Genomic DNA, 12,851 nt, shown 5'->3' with positions numbered 1-12,851 from the left:
ACGATGATAAGGACCTATTCTCTCAAGTTCATGCTGGCGGGCGCCGTTTGCATGGCAGCGCTCACCGCAGGCAGCGCGCTTGCGGCCGAGCCGGAAAGCTGCGGCACCGTCCGCTTCTCCGATGTCGGTTGGACGGACATCACCGCCACGACCGCGACCGCGACGACCATCCTCAAGGCGCTCGGCTACCAGACGGACGTGAAGGTCCTGTCGGTTCCGGTCACCTATACGTCCTTGAAGAACAAGGATATCGACGTCTTCCTCGGCAACTGGATGCCGACGATGGAAGCCGACATCGCGCCCTATCGCGACGACAAGTCGGTCGAAACGGTGCGCGAGAACCTCGAGGGCGCGAAGTACACGCTCGCGACCAATGCCAAGGGTGCCGAGCTCGGCATCAAGGACTTCAAGGACATCGCTGGCCACAAGGACGAGCTCGGCGGCAAGATCTACGGGATCGAACCCGGCAATGACGGCAACCGTCTGATCATCGACATGGTCGAGAAGGGCACCTTCGATCTCAAGGGCTTCGAGGTCGTCGAGTCCTCCGAGCAGGGCATGCTCGCGCAGGTGGCGCGTGCCGAGAAGGGCGGCGAGCCGATCGTCTTCCTCGGATGGGAGCCGCATCCGATGAACGCCAACTTCAAGCTCACCTATCTTTCCGGCGGCGACGACATTTTTGGCCCGAACTACGGCGGTGCCACGGTCTACACCAACGTGCGTGCCGGCTATACGACCGAATGCCCGAATGTCGGCGCCCTGCTCAAGAACATGAAGTTCTCGCTCCCGATGGAGAACGAGATCATGGGCAAGATCCTGAACGACGGCGAAGACCCGGAAAAGGCGGCTGCGGCCTGGCTCAAGGATAATCCGTCCGCCGTCGAACCTTGGCTCGCAGGCGTTACCACCAAGGACGGCGGCGACGGCCTTGCCGCAGTGAAGACGGCCCTCGGTCTCTGATCGACCGCGGCGCCGGCGCGCCTCCAAAGGCCCGCGCAAAGGTCGCTGTCGCGCTCTGAATTGGCGCATGGCTTGCTTGAGTCGGCGACGACTTCAGGAGAGCCTGCGGATAGAGGCGGGGAATCCCTCCGCCTTCCTTCACCGCGTCATGCGATCAATGTTTGACCCTGACAAGAGGGATCCAGTTCGTGGAATTTCTGACTGAAAACCGCATCCCCATCGGCGGCTGGGCCAAGGCGTTCGTCGACTGGCTGACGACGAACTTCGCGCTGTTCTTCGACCAGCTCGCAAATCTGCTCTCGGCGATCATCTCCGTCCTGCTCTACATCCTCCAGGCGCCGCATCCCCTTGTCGTCATCGCGCTGGTCACTGCGCTTGCATGGTGGTTCCGCCGCTCGATCGGCATCGCCCTCTTCACCTGTCTTGGTTTGCTCCTGATCGTCAATCAGGGCTATTGGCAGGAAACGACGGAGACGCTGGCCCTCGTGCTCGCTGCGACCTTCGTCAGCATGGCCGTCGGCGTACCGCTCGGCATCGCTGCCGCGCGGCGCGCCTGGATCTACTCGATCATGCGCCCGATCCTCGATCTCATGCAGACGATCCCCACCTTCGTCTATCTCATTCCGGCGCTGATCCTTTTCGGCCTCGGCATGGTGCCCGGGCTGATCGCAACGGTCATCTTCGCCATTCCCGCACCCATCCGCCTGACGCGCCTTGGCATCATCTCGACGCCGCCGTCGCTCGTCGAGGCGGCCGAATCCTTTGGCGCCACCCCGTGGCAGGTGCTGCGAAAAGTGGAACTGCCTTTCGCGATGCCGCAGATCATGGCCGGTCTCACCCAGACGATCATGCTGTCGCTGTCGATGGTGGTCATCGCCGCGCTCGTCGGTGCAGACGGTCTCGGCGTGCCTGTCCTCAGGGCGCTGAACACGGTCAACATCGCCAAGGGCTTCGAATCCGGACTCTGCATCGTCATCCTTGCCATCGTTCTCGACCGTCTGTTCCGCACGTCCGATGAAGGAGAAGGCGCATGACAGACGCCGTCGTTTTCAAGAATGTCGACATCATCTTCGGCAAGAACCCGCAGACCGCCCTGCAGATGGTCGACCAGGGCAAGACCCGCGACGAGATCGGCGCCGCCACCGGCCTGGTGCTGGGCGTCGCCGGCGCGTCGCTGTCGATCCACGAGGGCGAGATCCTCGTCCTGATGGGGCTCTCCGGCTCCGGCAAATCGACGCTGCTGAGGGCCGTCAACGGCCTGGCCCCGGTGGTACGCGGCGAAGTCGAGGTGAAGACCGCGGGCGGATCGCTCAATCCCTATCGCTGCAACGCGAAGTCCCTGCGCGATTTCCGCATGCACACGGTCTCGATGGTGTTCCAGCAGTTCGCGCTCCTGCCGTGGCGCACGGTCGCGGACAATGTCGGTTTCGGACTGGAGCTCGCCGGCGTTCCGGAAGCGGAAAGGAAAAAGCTCGTCGGCGAGCAGCTCGAGCTCGTCAACCTGACGAAATGGGCCGAGCGCAAGGTCAACGAGCTTTCGGGCGGCATGCAGCAGCGCGTCGGCCTCGCCCGCGCCTTTGCCACCGGCGCCCCCATCCTGCTGATGGACGAGCCGTTCTCCGCGCTCGATCCCCTGATCCGCACGCGCCTGCAGGACGAGCTGCTCGAATTCCAGCGGCGGCTGAAAAAGACGATCATCTTCGTCAGCCACGACCTCGACGAGGCCTTCCGCATCGGCAACCGAATCGCCATCATGGAGGGCGGACGCATCATCCAGTGCGGAACACCGCAGGAGATCGTCAAGAACCCGGCCAACCAGTACGTGGCCGATTTCGTCCAGCACATGAACCCGATCACCATGCTGACGGCGAAGGACGTGATGGCCACCGGCGTCGAGCGGGCGGCCGGCGCCGGCGTGACGGCGACCGCCAAGCCGACGACGCCGCTCGTCGATATCCTCGACGCCATGTCCCGCCAGCCCGGCAGCATCGGCGTCGTCGATAACGGCTCGGTAGTCGGCACGATCGACGCGCAGAACATCGTCGAAGGGCTGACGCGCCATCGCAGCAAAAATTGACGCGGCACGCCGCACGGTTCAAAAAAGCCTGGAGCGGTCGCTCCAGGCTTTTTGTTTTGGAGCGGCAAGGAAACGATATCCGGCGCGAGGAGGCGAACCATGAGCGAGAAACAGAACGTCCTGCGCGAGACCGATGACGAGGCCCGCAAGCTCGCGCGCATGCTGCTGCGTTCGGCAAGAAGCGGCGCGCTTGCCGCCATCGAGCCCGACAGCGGCGGCTTCCCCTTCGTCAGCCGTGTACTCATCGGCTTCGACGTCGACGGAGCGCCGGTAATCCTCGTCTCGCGGCTGTCGACGCACACCCGGGCGCTCCTCGCCGACAGCCGCGCCTCCCTTCTGACCGGCGAACCGGGAAAGGGCGATCCGCTCGCCCATCCGCGGCTGACCGTTCAGTGCGACGCCGAGGAGGTGGCGCGTGACTCCGCGACCCATGTCCGCATTCGCGAGCGTTTCCTCCGCCGGCATTCGAAGGCCGCGCTCTACATCGATTTCCCCGATTTCGGCTTCTTCCGCCTCAATCCGCTGCGCGCAAGCCTGAACGGCGGCTTCGGGCGCGCCTATGCCTTGGCGGCCGAAGATCTCGCCGTCGACTCCCCGGCGCTCTCCGCATTGGCCGAAATGGAAGCCAGCGCAATCGAGCACATGAACACCGATCATCTCGACGCGGTGCAGTTCTATGCAACGACTCATTGCAAGGCACGGGAGGGCGACTGGCGAATCGTCGGCATCGATGCGGCGGGTCTCGACCTCTCGGACGGCGAGCAGCTCAAGCGCCTCGAATTCGAAACGCCGATCCGCGATGTGGCCGAGTTACGGCCAATTTTGAAAAAACTTTACGGTTAAACCGCATCTACCTACCCCCATTTCTTGCAGTGGGTGGTTGCCCTTTTATGCATCACGGCTAATTATCGTCCTTCGTCAAACATAACTACGTGTGATGAATCTTCGCATGGAGCACGCGATGCAGCCTCTCTCGCCAGAAAAACACGAGGAAGCCGAGATAGCAGCCGGTTTCCTTTCGGCCATGGCAAATCCGAAGCGCCTGCTCATCCTCGACTCGCTGGTCAAGGAGGAGATGGCCGTCGGTGCATTGGCCAACAAGGTCGGGCTGAGCCAGTCGGCTCTTTCCCAGCACCTTTCGAAACTGCGTGCCCAGAATCTGGTCAGCACCCGTCGTGACGCGCAGACGATCTATTATTCGAGCTCCTCTGACGCGGTCATGAAGATTTTGGGCGCCCTCTCCGAGATCTACGGCGAAGACGCGAGTGCCGCAGAAGAAAAACCCCTGATCCGCAAGTCGGCGTAGCCTCCCAAGACGCCAGGCCGACAGACCAGCCTTACAAGCCCCGGCGACCCAGTCGCGCGGGGCTTATGTTTTGTATTGCGCGGCTGCATGCTATTGATCGCGCCATGGATCACGCGGGCGAAATTCTCATACTCACCGGGCCGCCCGGTTCTGGAAAAACCACGACAGCGCAGAAGCTTGCCGGAGAGCCTGGATCATCGAAGGTCCATCTGCATTGCGACGACTTCTGGCACTTCATCAAGAACGGAGCGATTCCGCCCTATCTGCCTGAAGCGCGTGAACAAAACATCCTTGTGGTCGATATTTTGACGAAGGTGGCCGCGGCGTACGCCGAGGGTGGCTATTTTGTCGTGGTAGACGGCATTGTCGGACCGTGGTTCTTGGAACCATTCAAGAAGATCTCAGCGCCGCTCCACTACGTCGTTCTACGTCCACCGCTCGATGTCGCGATCTGGCGTTGCCAGGAGCGTGGCGGGGACACCTTGACCGACCCGGGGCCTATCACGCAGCTGTACCGACAGCTCTCATCGCTGGGGCTGCTTGAGCGGCATGTCCTGTCAACCAACGGACACAGTCGGGACGACACCCTGAGCGCGGTGATCGAGGCCGTGAAAAGCGGGTCGTTTCGCCTGCCGACATGACAAATAGGCGAGCTCGCACGAACCAGCTCGCAAGCATCGCGGTCATCCTGCGTGCCCTGCATGCCCTGCATGCCCTGCAACACGGCAGCTTCGAGCATGTGCGCAGCCGAGCATTGCGACAGTTCATGGTGTGTGGGACGCGATCGACCGCAGGCTTGACGCTTATCGGCGCGCTGATAGTTTGACCAACAGGTAAAAGAATCCGGCCTAAGCCATTGCAGCATGGGCAGAATCCACCGAGGAGAACCGACATGTCGAACCGCCTGAACACCACGCCGAACGATCTCAGGGCCTTCTGGATGCCGTTCACCGCCAACCGGCAGTTCAAGAAGGAGCCGCGCCTCTTCGTCGGTGCCAAGGACATGTACTACACGACGCATGACGGCAGGACGGTGCTGGACGGCACGGCGGGCCTCTGGTGCGTCAATGCCGGCCATTGTCGGCCCAAGATCACCGAAGCGATCCGCGAGCAGGCGGGCGAGCTCGACTATGCGCCGGCCTTCCAGCTCGGCCATCCGAAGGCGTTCGAGCTGGCGAACCGGCTGGTCGACATCGCGCCCGAAGGCCTGAACCACGTTCTCTACACCAATTCCGGTTCGGAATCGGTCGACACCGCCCTGAAGGTGGCGCTCGCCTATCACCGCGCCAAGGGCAACGGCTCGCGCTTCCGGCTGATCGGCCGCGAGCGCGGCTATCACGGTGTCAATTTCGGCGGCATCTCGGTCGGCGGCATCGTCGCCAATCGCAAGATGTTCGGCACGCTGCTGACCGGCGTCGACCATCTGCCGCACACGCACCTGCCGGCGAAAAATTCTTTCACGCGCGGCGAGCCCGAGCACGGTGCCGATCTCGCTGCGGAACTCGAGCGCATCGTCACCCTGCATGATGCTTCGACGATCGCCGCTGTCATCGTCGAGCCGGTCGCAGGCTCCACGGGCGTGCTCGTTCCGCCGAAGGGATATCTCCAGAAGTTGCGCGAAATCTGCACCAGGCACGGCATCCTGTTGATCTTCGACGAGGTCATCACCGGCTATGGCCGCCTCGGCACGCCCTTTGCCGCGCAATATTTCGACGTGAAGCCGGACATCATCACCACGGCGAAGGGGCTGACCAACGGCGTCATCCCGATGGGCGCGGTTTTCGTCACCTCGGAAATCCATGACGCCTTCATGACCGGCCCCGAGCACCTCATCGAGTTCTTCCACGGCTATACCTATTCGGGCAACCCGATCGCTTCCGCCGCCGCACTCGGAACGCTCGACACCTACAAGGAAGAGGGTCTCCTGACGCGGGCCGCCGAGCTCGCCCCCTATTGGGAAGAGGCGCTGCATTCGCTGAAGGATTGCCCGCATGTGATCGACATCCGCAATATCGGTTTGATCGGCGCGATCGAGCTCGAGCCGATTGCCGGAGAGCCGACGAAGCGCGCCTTCTCGGCCTTCCTCAAGGCCTATGAAAAGGGCCTGTTGATCCGCACCACCGGCGACATCATCGCGCTTTCGCCGCCGCTGATCATCGAGAAGAAACAGATCGACGAACTCTTCGACAAGCTGCGCGACGTCCTGAAAAACAACATCTGAGCCTTATCTTCGAGATTTACGGACGCCCTTTCCCCGCATGCGGGGAGAGGGTTATTGTTATGAATCAATGTGGAAGAGCGAGGGTGCACGCATGTCCGAAGCGCTGGAACGGTTCATCGATCAGGGCGTCGGCCGCGAGCCGGCGGACATCGTGCTCAAGGGCGGGCGCTTCTTCGATCTCGTCACCGGCGAGCTCGTCGCGTCCGACATCGCGATCTCGGGCGACCGGATCGTCGGCACCTGCGGCGATTATCAGGGGCGCGAGGAAATCGACGTCTCCGGCCGCATCGTCGTCGCCGGCTTCATCGACACGCATCTGCACATCGAGTCCTCGCTCGTCACGCCGCATGAATTCGACCGCTGCGTCCTGCCGCTCGGCATCACCACCGCCATCTGCGACCCGCACGAGATCGCCAATGTGCTTGGCACCGAAGGCATCCAGTTCTTCCTGGATTCGGCGATGGAAACGGTCATGGACATCCGCGTCCAGCTTTCCTCCTGCGTGCCGGCGACGCATCTCGAGACCGCCGGTGCCGACCTGCCGGTCGAACGGCTCGTGCCCTTCCGCCATCATCCGAAGGTGATCGGGCTGGCCGAATTCATGAACTTCCCCGGCGTCCTCCACAAGGATCCGGTCTGCCTCGCAAAACTCGACGCCTTCCAGGGCGGACACATCGACGGTCACGCACCGCTTCTGCGCGGCAAGGACCTGAACGGTTACCTCGCAACCGGCATCCGCACTGACCATGAATGCACGACGGCCGAGGAAGCACTCGAGAAAATCCGCAAGGGCATGCACATCCTCGTGCGCGAAGGGTCGGTGTCGAAGGACCTGCATGCCCTGATGCCGATCATCACCGAGCGGCTGTCGCCCTATCTCGCGCTCTGCACCGACGACCGCAATCCGCTCGACATCGCCGAGCAGGGCCATCTCGACCACATGATCCGTACGGCGATTGCCGCCGGCGTCGAGCCGCTCGCGATCTACCGCGCCGCCTCGATCTCGGCCGCGCGCGCCTTCGGCCTCAGGGATCGCGGCCTCGTCGCGCCCGGCTGGCGCGCCGACCTCGTCGTCATCGACAGCCTGGAGAGCTGCCGGGCCGAAATGGTCTTTTCCGCCGGAAGACGCGTCACGGACGCGCTCTTCGCCCGCCGCAAGGCGGTGGAGCCGGTGGGGCTCGACAGCGTCAGGGCGCGCGCGGTAAAGACCGCCGACTTCGGCGTCCCCTATAGCGAGACCGAGACGTCGGTGATCGGCGTTCTACCCGGCAAGATCATCACCGAACACCGCCGCTATCGGCTGCCGGCCGAGGGCAACCAGACCGGCGTCGATCTCGGCCGCGACATCATCAAGGTCGCGGTCATCGAGCGCCACGGCGTCAACGGCAATCACGCCAACGGCTTCGTCCAGGGCTTCGGGCTGAAGAAAGGGGCGATCGCCTCCACCGTCGGTCACGACAGCCACAATATCTGCGTCGTCGGCGTCAGCGACGAAGACATGGCGCTTGCCGCCAATCGGCTCGGCGAGATCAAGGGCGGCTTCGTCGTCGTCGAGGACGGCAAGGTCACCGGCGAGATCGCGCTGCCCGTCGCCGGTCTCATGAGCCTCGAACCCTACGAGCGCGTCCGCGACACCCTGCATCATCTGCGCCAGGCCGCCTTCGCGCTCGGAGCGACGCTCGAAGAGCCCTTCCTGCAACTCGCCTTCCTGCCGCTGCCGGTGATCCCGCACCTGAAGATTTCCGACCGCGGCCTGGTCGATGTGGACAAGTTCGCGTTGATCGGGTGAGGATCCCCTCCCCCGCCGGAGGTCATCCCCGGCCTTGAGCTGCCTTGAGCCGAGGATGACGGCGAAAGGGAAGGCTCAATTCACCGCAGCCTTCCGCAAAACACGTCAAGGCCCTTGAGGACAACCACCTCGTCGATAAAGGCCGGCGCAAAACCGGGCATTGGCAGCGGCTCGATGACGCGTGTGTCGGCAGGCAGCCGAACCCGCTCCCGCTCCCGCGTCAGGTTGAAGACGAAGAGCAGCCGCTCGCCGTCCTTCTCCCTCGTGAAAGCGAGAACGTCTTGCCTGATGGTGAGAAACGCCAGGTCCCCGTCGAGGAGCGGCGCGTGCATGCGGCGGAAGGCGAGTGTCCGGCGGTAATGGTCCAGCACCGATCCGGCAACGCCGTCCTGCGCGTCCACCGCCAGCAGCCGCTGGTCATCGTGCACCGGCAGCCATGGGTTCGCGGCGGAAAAGCCGGCATTCGGCCGGTCCCGTTCCCAGACCATCGGCGTGCGGCAGCCGTCGCGGCCCTTGAAAGCGGGCCAGAAGCGGATGCCGTAGGGATCGCGCAGTTCCTCGAAGGTGAGCTCCGCCTCCGGCAGGCCCAGTTCCTCGCCCTGGTAAAGGCAGATCGAGCCGCGCAGGCTGGCAAGCAGCGCAATGGCGAGCTTCGCCACCCGTTCCCGGTCGGCCTCGCCGAGCGCGAAGCGGCTGACATGGCGCATGACGTCGTGGTTCGAGAAGGCCCAGCAGACCCAGCCATCGGCGACGATCGCCTGGAAATCGGCGACGCAGCGGCGGATGTGGCTTGCGGTAAAATCCGGCCCGAGCAGGTCGAAGGTGTAGCACATGTTGAGCTTGTCGTTGCCGCCGGTATAGGCGGCAACGGTCTTCAGCGAGCGCGGGCCGTCGCCGACCTCGCCAACCGTCGCGCGGTCGCCATAGGCGTCGAGCAGCGCCCGCAGCCGCCTCAGGAAGCCGATATTCTCGGGCTGGCTCTTGTCGTAAAGGTGATCCTGCATGCCGTAGGGGTTGACGTCGGGCGCATCGAGGCCGATCGCGTCCGGATCGGGAACGCGCGGCGGGTTGTCCCGCAGATGCCGGTCATGGAAATAGAAATTCGCGGTGTCTAGGCGGAACCCGTCGACGCCGCGGTCGAGCCAGAAGCGGACGGTCGAAAGCACCGCCTCCTGCACTTCCGGATTATGGAAGTTGAGGTCCGGCTGCGACGACAGGAAATTGTGCATGTAATATTGCCTGCGGACGCCGTCCCATTCCCAGGCGGGGCCGCCGAAGATCGAAAGCCAGTTGTTCGGCGCCGTGCCGTCCGGCTTCGGGTCCGCCCAGACGTACCAGTCAGCCCTCGCATTGGTCCTGCTCGACCGGCTTTCGATGAACCAGGGGTGCTGGTCGGAGGTGTGCGAGATGACCTGGTCGATGATCACCTTCAGCCCCAGCCGGTGCGCCTCGGCAAGCATCTCGTCGAAATCGGCGAGCGTGCCGAACATCGGATCGACGTCGCAATAATCGGAAACGTCGTAACCCATGTCCGCCTGGGGCGAGGTGAAGAAGGGGGACAGCCATATGGCGTCGACGCCCAGCGATGCGATGTGGGGAAGCCGCCGGGTGACGCCGCGCAGGTCGCCGATACCGTCGCCGTTCGTATCCTGGAAGGACCGCGGATAGACCTGGTAGATCACCGCACCACGCCACCAGTCCTTGCCCGATCTCGGTGCTGTCGCCATTCGATCTCCCTCGGCACGAGTTCCGAACCAAGATTTACCGTCAGGCGTCGCCCGCGTAAACGCCGCTGTCAACATTCGCTTGCCGAAGCGACGGCGCGCCGCTAACCCATTGGGCGAATGCGGCACGAAAGGGAGGAACAGATGAAGGGCAGCATGCTGTCGATCGGCGAATGCATGGTCGAGCTGATGCAGGCGGAAGGAGGCATGCTGCGCAAGGGCTATGCCGGCGACACATTCAACACCGCCTACTATGCACGGCTCTTCCTGCCGGCGGATTGGACGGTGGATTATTTCACCGCCGTCGGCACCGACGTCGTGTCGGACGAGATGCTTGCCTTCATGGAGGATACCGGGGTTCGAACGGCGCGGATCCGCCGCCTGGAGGGGCTGATGCCCGGCCTCTACATGATCCATCTCAAGGATGGCGAACGGAGCTTCTCCTATTGGCGCTCCACCTCCGCCGCCAAGCGGCTCGCTGACGATCCCGACCGGCTGAGGAGCGCGATCGAGGCGGCCGACGTCGTCTTCTTCTCGGGCATCACGCTCGCGATCCTTGCGCCCGACGCCGTCGAAACGCTGCTGTCGGAGATGCGGCGCGCCAAGGCGGGCGGCAAGCGCGTCGCCTTCGACCCCAATATCCGCCCGCGCCTCTGGGACGACGCAGCGCGGATGCGTGCGACCATCGAGGCCGGCGCCCGCGCTGCGACGATGGTCCTGCCGAGCTACGACGACGAGGCCGCGCATTTCGGCGACGCATCCGTCGGCGCGACGATCGAGCGCTACCGTGCGCTCGGCGCCGAAGACGTCGCCGTCAAGGACGGCGCCAACGGCGTCACGCTTGAGTTCGGCAAGGAAGCCCGCCTGCATGTCCCGGCCGCACCCGTTTCCCGCATCGTCGACACCACCAGCGCCGGCGACAGCTTCAACGGCTCGTTCCTCGCCCGCCTCGCAGCCGGCGACCGCCCCGCCGACGCCGCAGCCTTCGCCGCGCGGGTAGCGGCAGCCGTGATCGGCCATCACGGGGCGCTGGTGGAACGGAAGAAATTGCCGGCAGACAGCATGATGTGAGGCTGCGCTCGCCCCTCTCCTCGGGTTTACCCGAAGACTAACCCTCTCCCCGCTTGCGTCGCTTGCGGGGAGAGGACTCGGGCGACGCGGCATCGTCCCTTCGCCCCGCCTGCGGGGAGAAGGTGGCGGCAGCCGGATGAGGGGCTTTCACGACCTTAGAAATCGGCTAGAGCCGGATGCGCGCACATGCGTTCGCGCCACCGCTCTATCTTTTTGTTTTTGCCGCATTTCTACGACGTCAGGTGATTCCACCTGACTGCAAAATGCTCACATCTAGCGCTTCTTGCGCGCCCTCGATTCGTAAGGGTTGTCCGACGCCCGGAAATGCATGCGGATCGGCACGCCCGGCATGTCGAAATCGTTGCGCAGGCCGTTGATCAGGTAACGGACATAGGATTCCGGCACGGCCTCCGGCCGCGTGCAGGAGATCATGAAGCCCGGCGGACGGGCCTTCACCTGGGTCATGTATTTGAGCTTCAGGCGGCGGCCGGAGACGGCCGGCGGCGGATGCTGCACCTGTTGCTGCTCGAGCCAGCGGTTGAGGCGCGCGGTCGAGATGCGCCGGTTCCAGACCTTGTCGGTTTCGATTATCGCCTGCATCAGCCGGTCGAGGCCGTAGCCGGTGTGCCCGGAAATCGGCACCGCCCGGATGCCGCGCGCCTGCGGCAGGAGGCGCTCGGTCTTTTCGCGCAGGTCCGCAAGCACCGCCTGCCAGTTCTCGACGAGATCCCATTTGTTGAAGGCAAGCACGGCGGCGCGGCCCTCGCGCAGGACCAGATCGACGATCTGCAGGTCCTGCTTTTCGAAGGGGATCGTGGCGTCGAAGACGATGACGACTGTCTCGGCAAAACGGATGGCGCGCAGCGCGTCGGCGACCGAGAGCTTTTCGAGCTTCTCCTGCACCTTCGCCTTGCGGCGCATGCCGGCGGTGTCGAACATCTTGATCGTGCGTCCGCGCCAATGCCACTCGACCGAGATGGAATCCCGGGTGATGCCGGCCTCGGGGCCGGTCAGCAGCCGGTCCTCGCCGAGGAAGCGGTTGATGAGCGTCGACTTGCCGGCATTCGGCCGGCCGACGATCGCAACCCGCAACGGCTTCGTCTCGTCATAGACGGGCTCCGCCTCTTCCTCCTCCTCGCCCGGGACGGTCGGGCTGAGATCGACATCGGTCTCGGCGACGTCCTCGGCCGGCGGAAACGCCCTCTCCTCCCCGAGCGCGGCGACGATCGCGTCGCGCAGGTCGAGCATGCCCTGGCCGTGTTCGGCCGAGATCGGGCACGGCTCGCCGAGGCCGAGCGTGAAGGCATCGTAGAAGCCGCCTTCGGAGCCGCGCGCTTCCGCCTTGTTGGCGACGACGATCACCGGTTTTCCCCGGCGGCGCAGCATCTCGGCGAGCGTCTCGTCGGCCGGCGTCAGGCCGGCCTTGGCGTCGACGACGAAGAGCGACAGGTCCGCCTCGTCGATCGCCGCCTCGGTCTGCGCCCACATCCGCCCCTGCAGGCTATCGGGCGCCGATTGCTCGAGACCGGCGGTGTCGATGATGCGGAACTTGAGGTCGACGAGCCTCGCGTCGCCGGGCCGCCGGTCGCGGGTCACCCCCGGCGTATCGTCGACGAGCGCCAGCTTCTTGCCAACCAGGCGGTTGAACAAGGTGGACTTGCCGACATTGGGGCGCCCGACGATGGCGACGGTGAAGCTCATCT

Annotated in this window: 11 protein-coding genes; 9 read left to right on the top strand and 2 right to left on the bottom strand. The window is 64.3% G+C overall.

Annotated elements, in window-relative coordinates; all coding sequences use genetic code 11:
• Positions 1–3 precede the first annotated feature (3 nt).
• The 8 genes from ATB98_RS09570 to ade all read left to right on the top strand — a co-directional run bounded on the left by ATB98_RS09570 (position 4) and on the right by ade (position 8,353).
• Entirely contained in the window at positions 4–960 is a 957-nt protein-coding gene (locus ATB98_RS09570) for a choline ABC transporter substrate-binding protein (protein ID WP_066872786.1), read from the top strand.
• 188 nt (positions 961–1,148) lie between these two features.
• On the top strand, positions 1,149–1,994 hold the full coding sequence (gene choW, locus ATB98_RS09565; protein WP_066872783.1) for a choline ABC transporter permease subunit: 846 nt from the start codon (positions 1,149–1,151) through the stop codon (positions 1,992–1,994).
• Positions 1,991–3,037, top strand: a complete 1,047-nt coding sequence (gene choV, locus ATB98_RS09560) for a choline ABC transporter ATP-binding protein (RefSeq protein WP_066872549.1) — start codon at positions 1,991–1,993, stop codon at positions 3,035–3,037. The genes choW and choV overlap by 4 nt, the downstream gene beginning before the upstream one ends.
• A gap of 99 nt (positions 3,038–3,136) precedes the next feature.
• Entirely contained in the window at positions 3,137–3,880 is a 744-nt protein-coding gene (locus ATB98_RS09555; protein ID WP_066872546.1) for a HugZ family pyridoxamine 5'-phosphate oxidase, read from the top strand.
• Positions 3,881–3,998: 118 nt separating this feature from the next.
• Positions 3,999–4,343: an ArsR/SmtB family transcription factor gene (locus ATB98_RS09550; RefSeq protein WP_066872781.1), complete on the top strand. Its 345-nt coding sequence runs from the start codon at positions 3,999–4,001 to the stop codon at positions 4,341–4,343.
• 104 nt (positions 4,344–4,447) lie between these two features.
• Complete coding sequence (locus tag ATB98_RS09545) at positions 4,448–4,984, top strand: ATP-binding protein (RefSeq protein WP_066872778.1); 537 nt, start codon at positions 4,448–4,450, stop codon at positions 4,982–4,984.
• A gap of 251 nt (positions 4,985–5,235) precedes the next feature.
• Positions 5,236–6,564: an aspartate aminotransferase family protein gene (locus tag ATB98_RS09535; protein WP_066872537.1), complete on the top strand. Its 1,329-nt coding sequence runs from the start codon at positions 5,236–5,238 to the stop codon at positions 6,562–6,564.
• A 91-nt stretch (positions 6,565–6,655) separates the two neighbouring features.
• Positions 6,656–8,353 carry an adenine deaminase gene (gene ade, locus ATB98_RS09530; protein WP_066872775.1) on the top strand — a complete coding sequence of 566 codons (1,698 nt, stop codon included), beginning with the start codon at positions 6,656–6,658 and terminating at the stop codon, positions 8,351–8,353.
• Positions 8,354–8,433: 80 nt separating this feature from the next.
• On the opposite strand, the gene bglA is transcribed toward ade, so the two are convergent.
• The gene (gene bglA, locus ATB98_RS09525) at positions 8,434–10,080 is read right to left on the bottom strand and encodes a beta-galactosidase BglA (RefSeq protein ID WP_066872535.1); all 1,647 of its coding nucleotides are present in this window, start codon (positions 10,078–10,080) and stop codon (positions 8,434–8,436) included.
• A gap of 141 nt (positions 10,081–10,221) precedes the next feature.
• On the opposite strand from bglA, the gene ATB98_RS09520 reads away from it, so the two are divergent.
• Complete coding sequence (locus ATB98_RS09520) at positions 10,222–11,148, top strand: sugar kinase (RefSeq protein WP_066872532.1); 927 nt, start codon at positions 10,222–10,224, stop codon at positions 11,146–11,148.
• A 273-nt stretch (positions 11,149–11,421) separates the two neighbouring features.
• On the opposite strand, the gene der is transcribed toward ATB98_RS09520, so the two are convergent.
• Positions 11,422–12,849, bottom strand: coding sequence for a ribosome biogenesis GTPase Der (der, locus tag ATB98_RS09515; RefSeq protein WP_066872526.1), 1,428 nt, complete (start codon positions 12,847–12,849; stop codon positions 11,422–11,424).
• Between the last annotated feature and the right edge of the window lie 2 nt (positions 12,850–12,851).

Origin of the sequence: Sinorhizobium saheli (assembly GCF_001651875.1) — a bacterium.
In the GTDB taxonomy this organism is placed as follows: domain Bacteria; phylum Pseudomonadota; class Alphaproteobacteria; order Rhizobiales; family Rhizobiaceae; genus Sinorhizobium; species Sinorhizobium saheli.
This window is presented reverse-complemented; position numbering and strand designations above follow the sequence as displayed.

What these genes read in the sequence shown, in the direction of transcription:
- bglA (WP_066872535.1), bottom strand. Translation starts at nt 10,080, where the DNA reads ATGGCGACAGCACCGAGATCGGGCAAGGACTGGTGGCGTGGTGCGGTG.
- ATB98_RS09545 (WP_066872778.1), top strand. Translation starts at nt 4,448, where the DNA reads ATGGATCACGCGGGCGAAATTCTCATACTCACCGGGCCGCCCGGTTCT.
- choV (WP_066872549.1), top strand. Translation starts at nt 1,991, where the DNA reads ATGACAGACGCCGTCGTTTTCAAGAATGTCGACATCATCTTCGGCAAG.
- der (WP_066872526.1), bottom strand. Translation starts at nt 12,849, where the DNA reads ATGAGCTTCACCGTCGCCATCGTCGGGCGCCCCAATGTCGGCAAGTCC.
- ATB98_RS09535 (WP_066872537.1), top strand. Translation starts at nt 5,236, where the DNA reads ATGTCGAACCGCCTGAACACCACGCCGAACGATCTCAGGGCCTTCTGG.
- ATB98_RS09570 (WP_066872786.1), top strand. Translation starts at nt 4, where the DNA reads ATGATAAGGACCTATTCTCTCAAGTTCATGCTGGCGGGCGCCGTTTGC.
- ATB98_RS09520 (WP_066872532.1), top strand. Translation starts at nt 10,222, where the DNA reads ATGAAGGGCAGCATGCTGTCGATCGGCGAATGCATGGTCGAGCTGATG.
- ATB98_RS09550 (WP_066872781.1), top strand. Translation starts at nt 3,999, where the DNA reads ATGCAGCCTCTCTCGCCAGAAAAACACGAGGAAGCCGAGATAGCAGCC.
- ade (WP_066872775.1), top strand. Translation starts at nt 6,656, where the DNA reads ATGTCCGAAGCGCTGGAACGGTTCATCGATCAGGGCGTCGGCCGCGAG.
- ATB98_RS09555 (WP_066872546.1), top strand. Translation starts at nt 3,137, where the DNA reads ATGAGCGAGAAACAGAACGTCCTGCGCGAGACCGATGACGAGGCCCGC.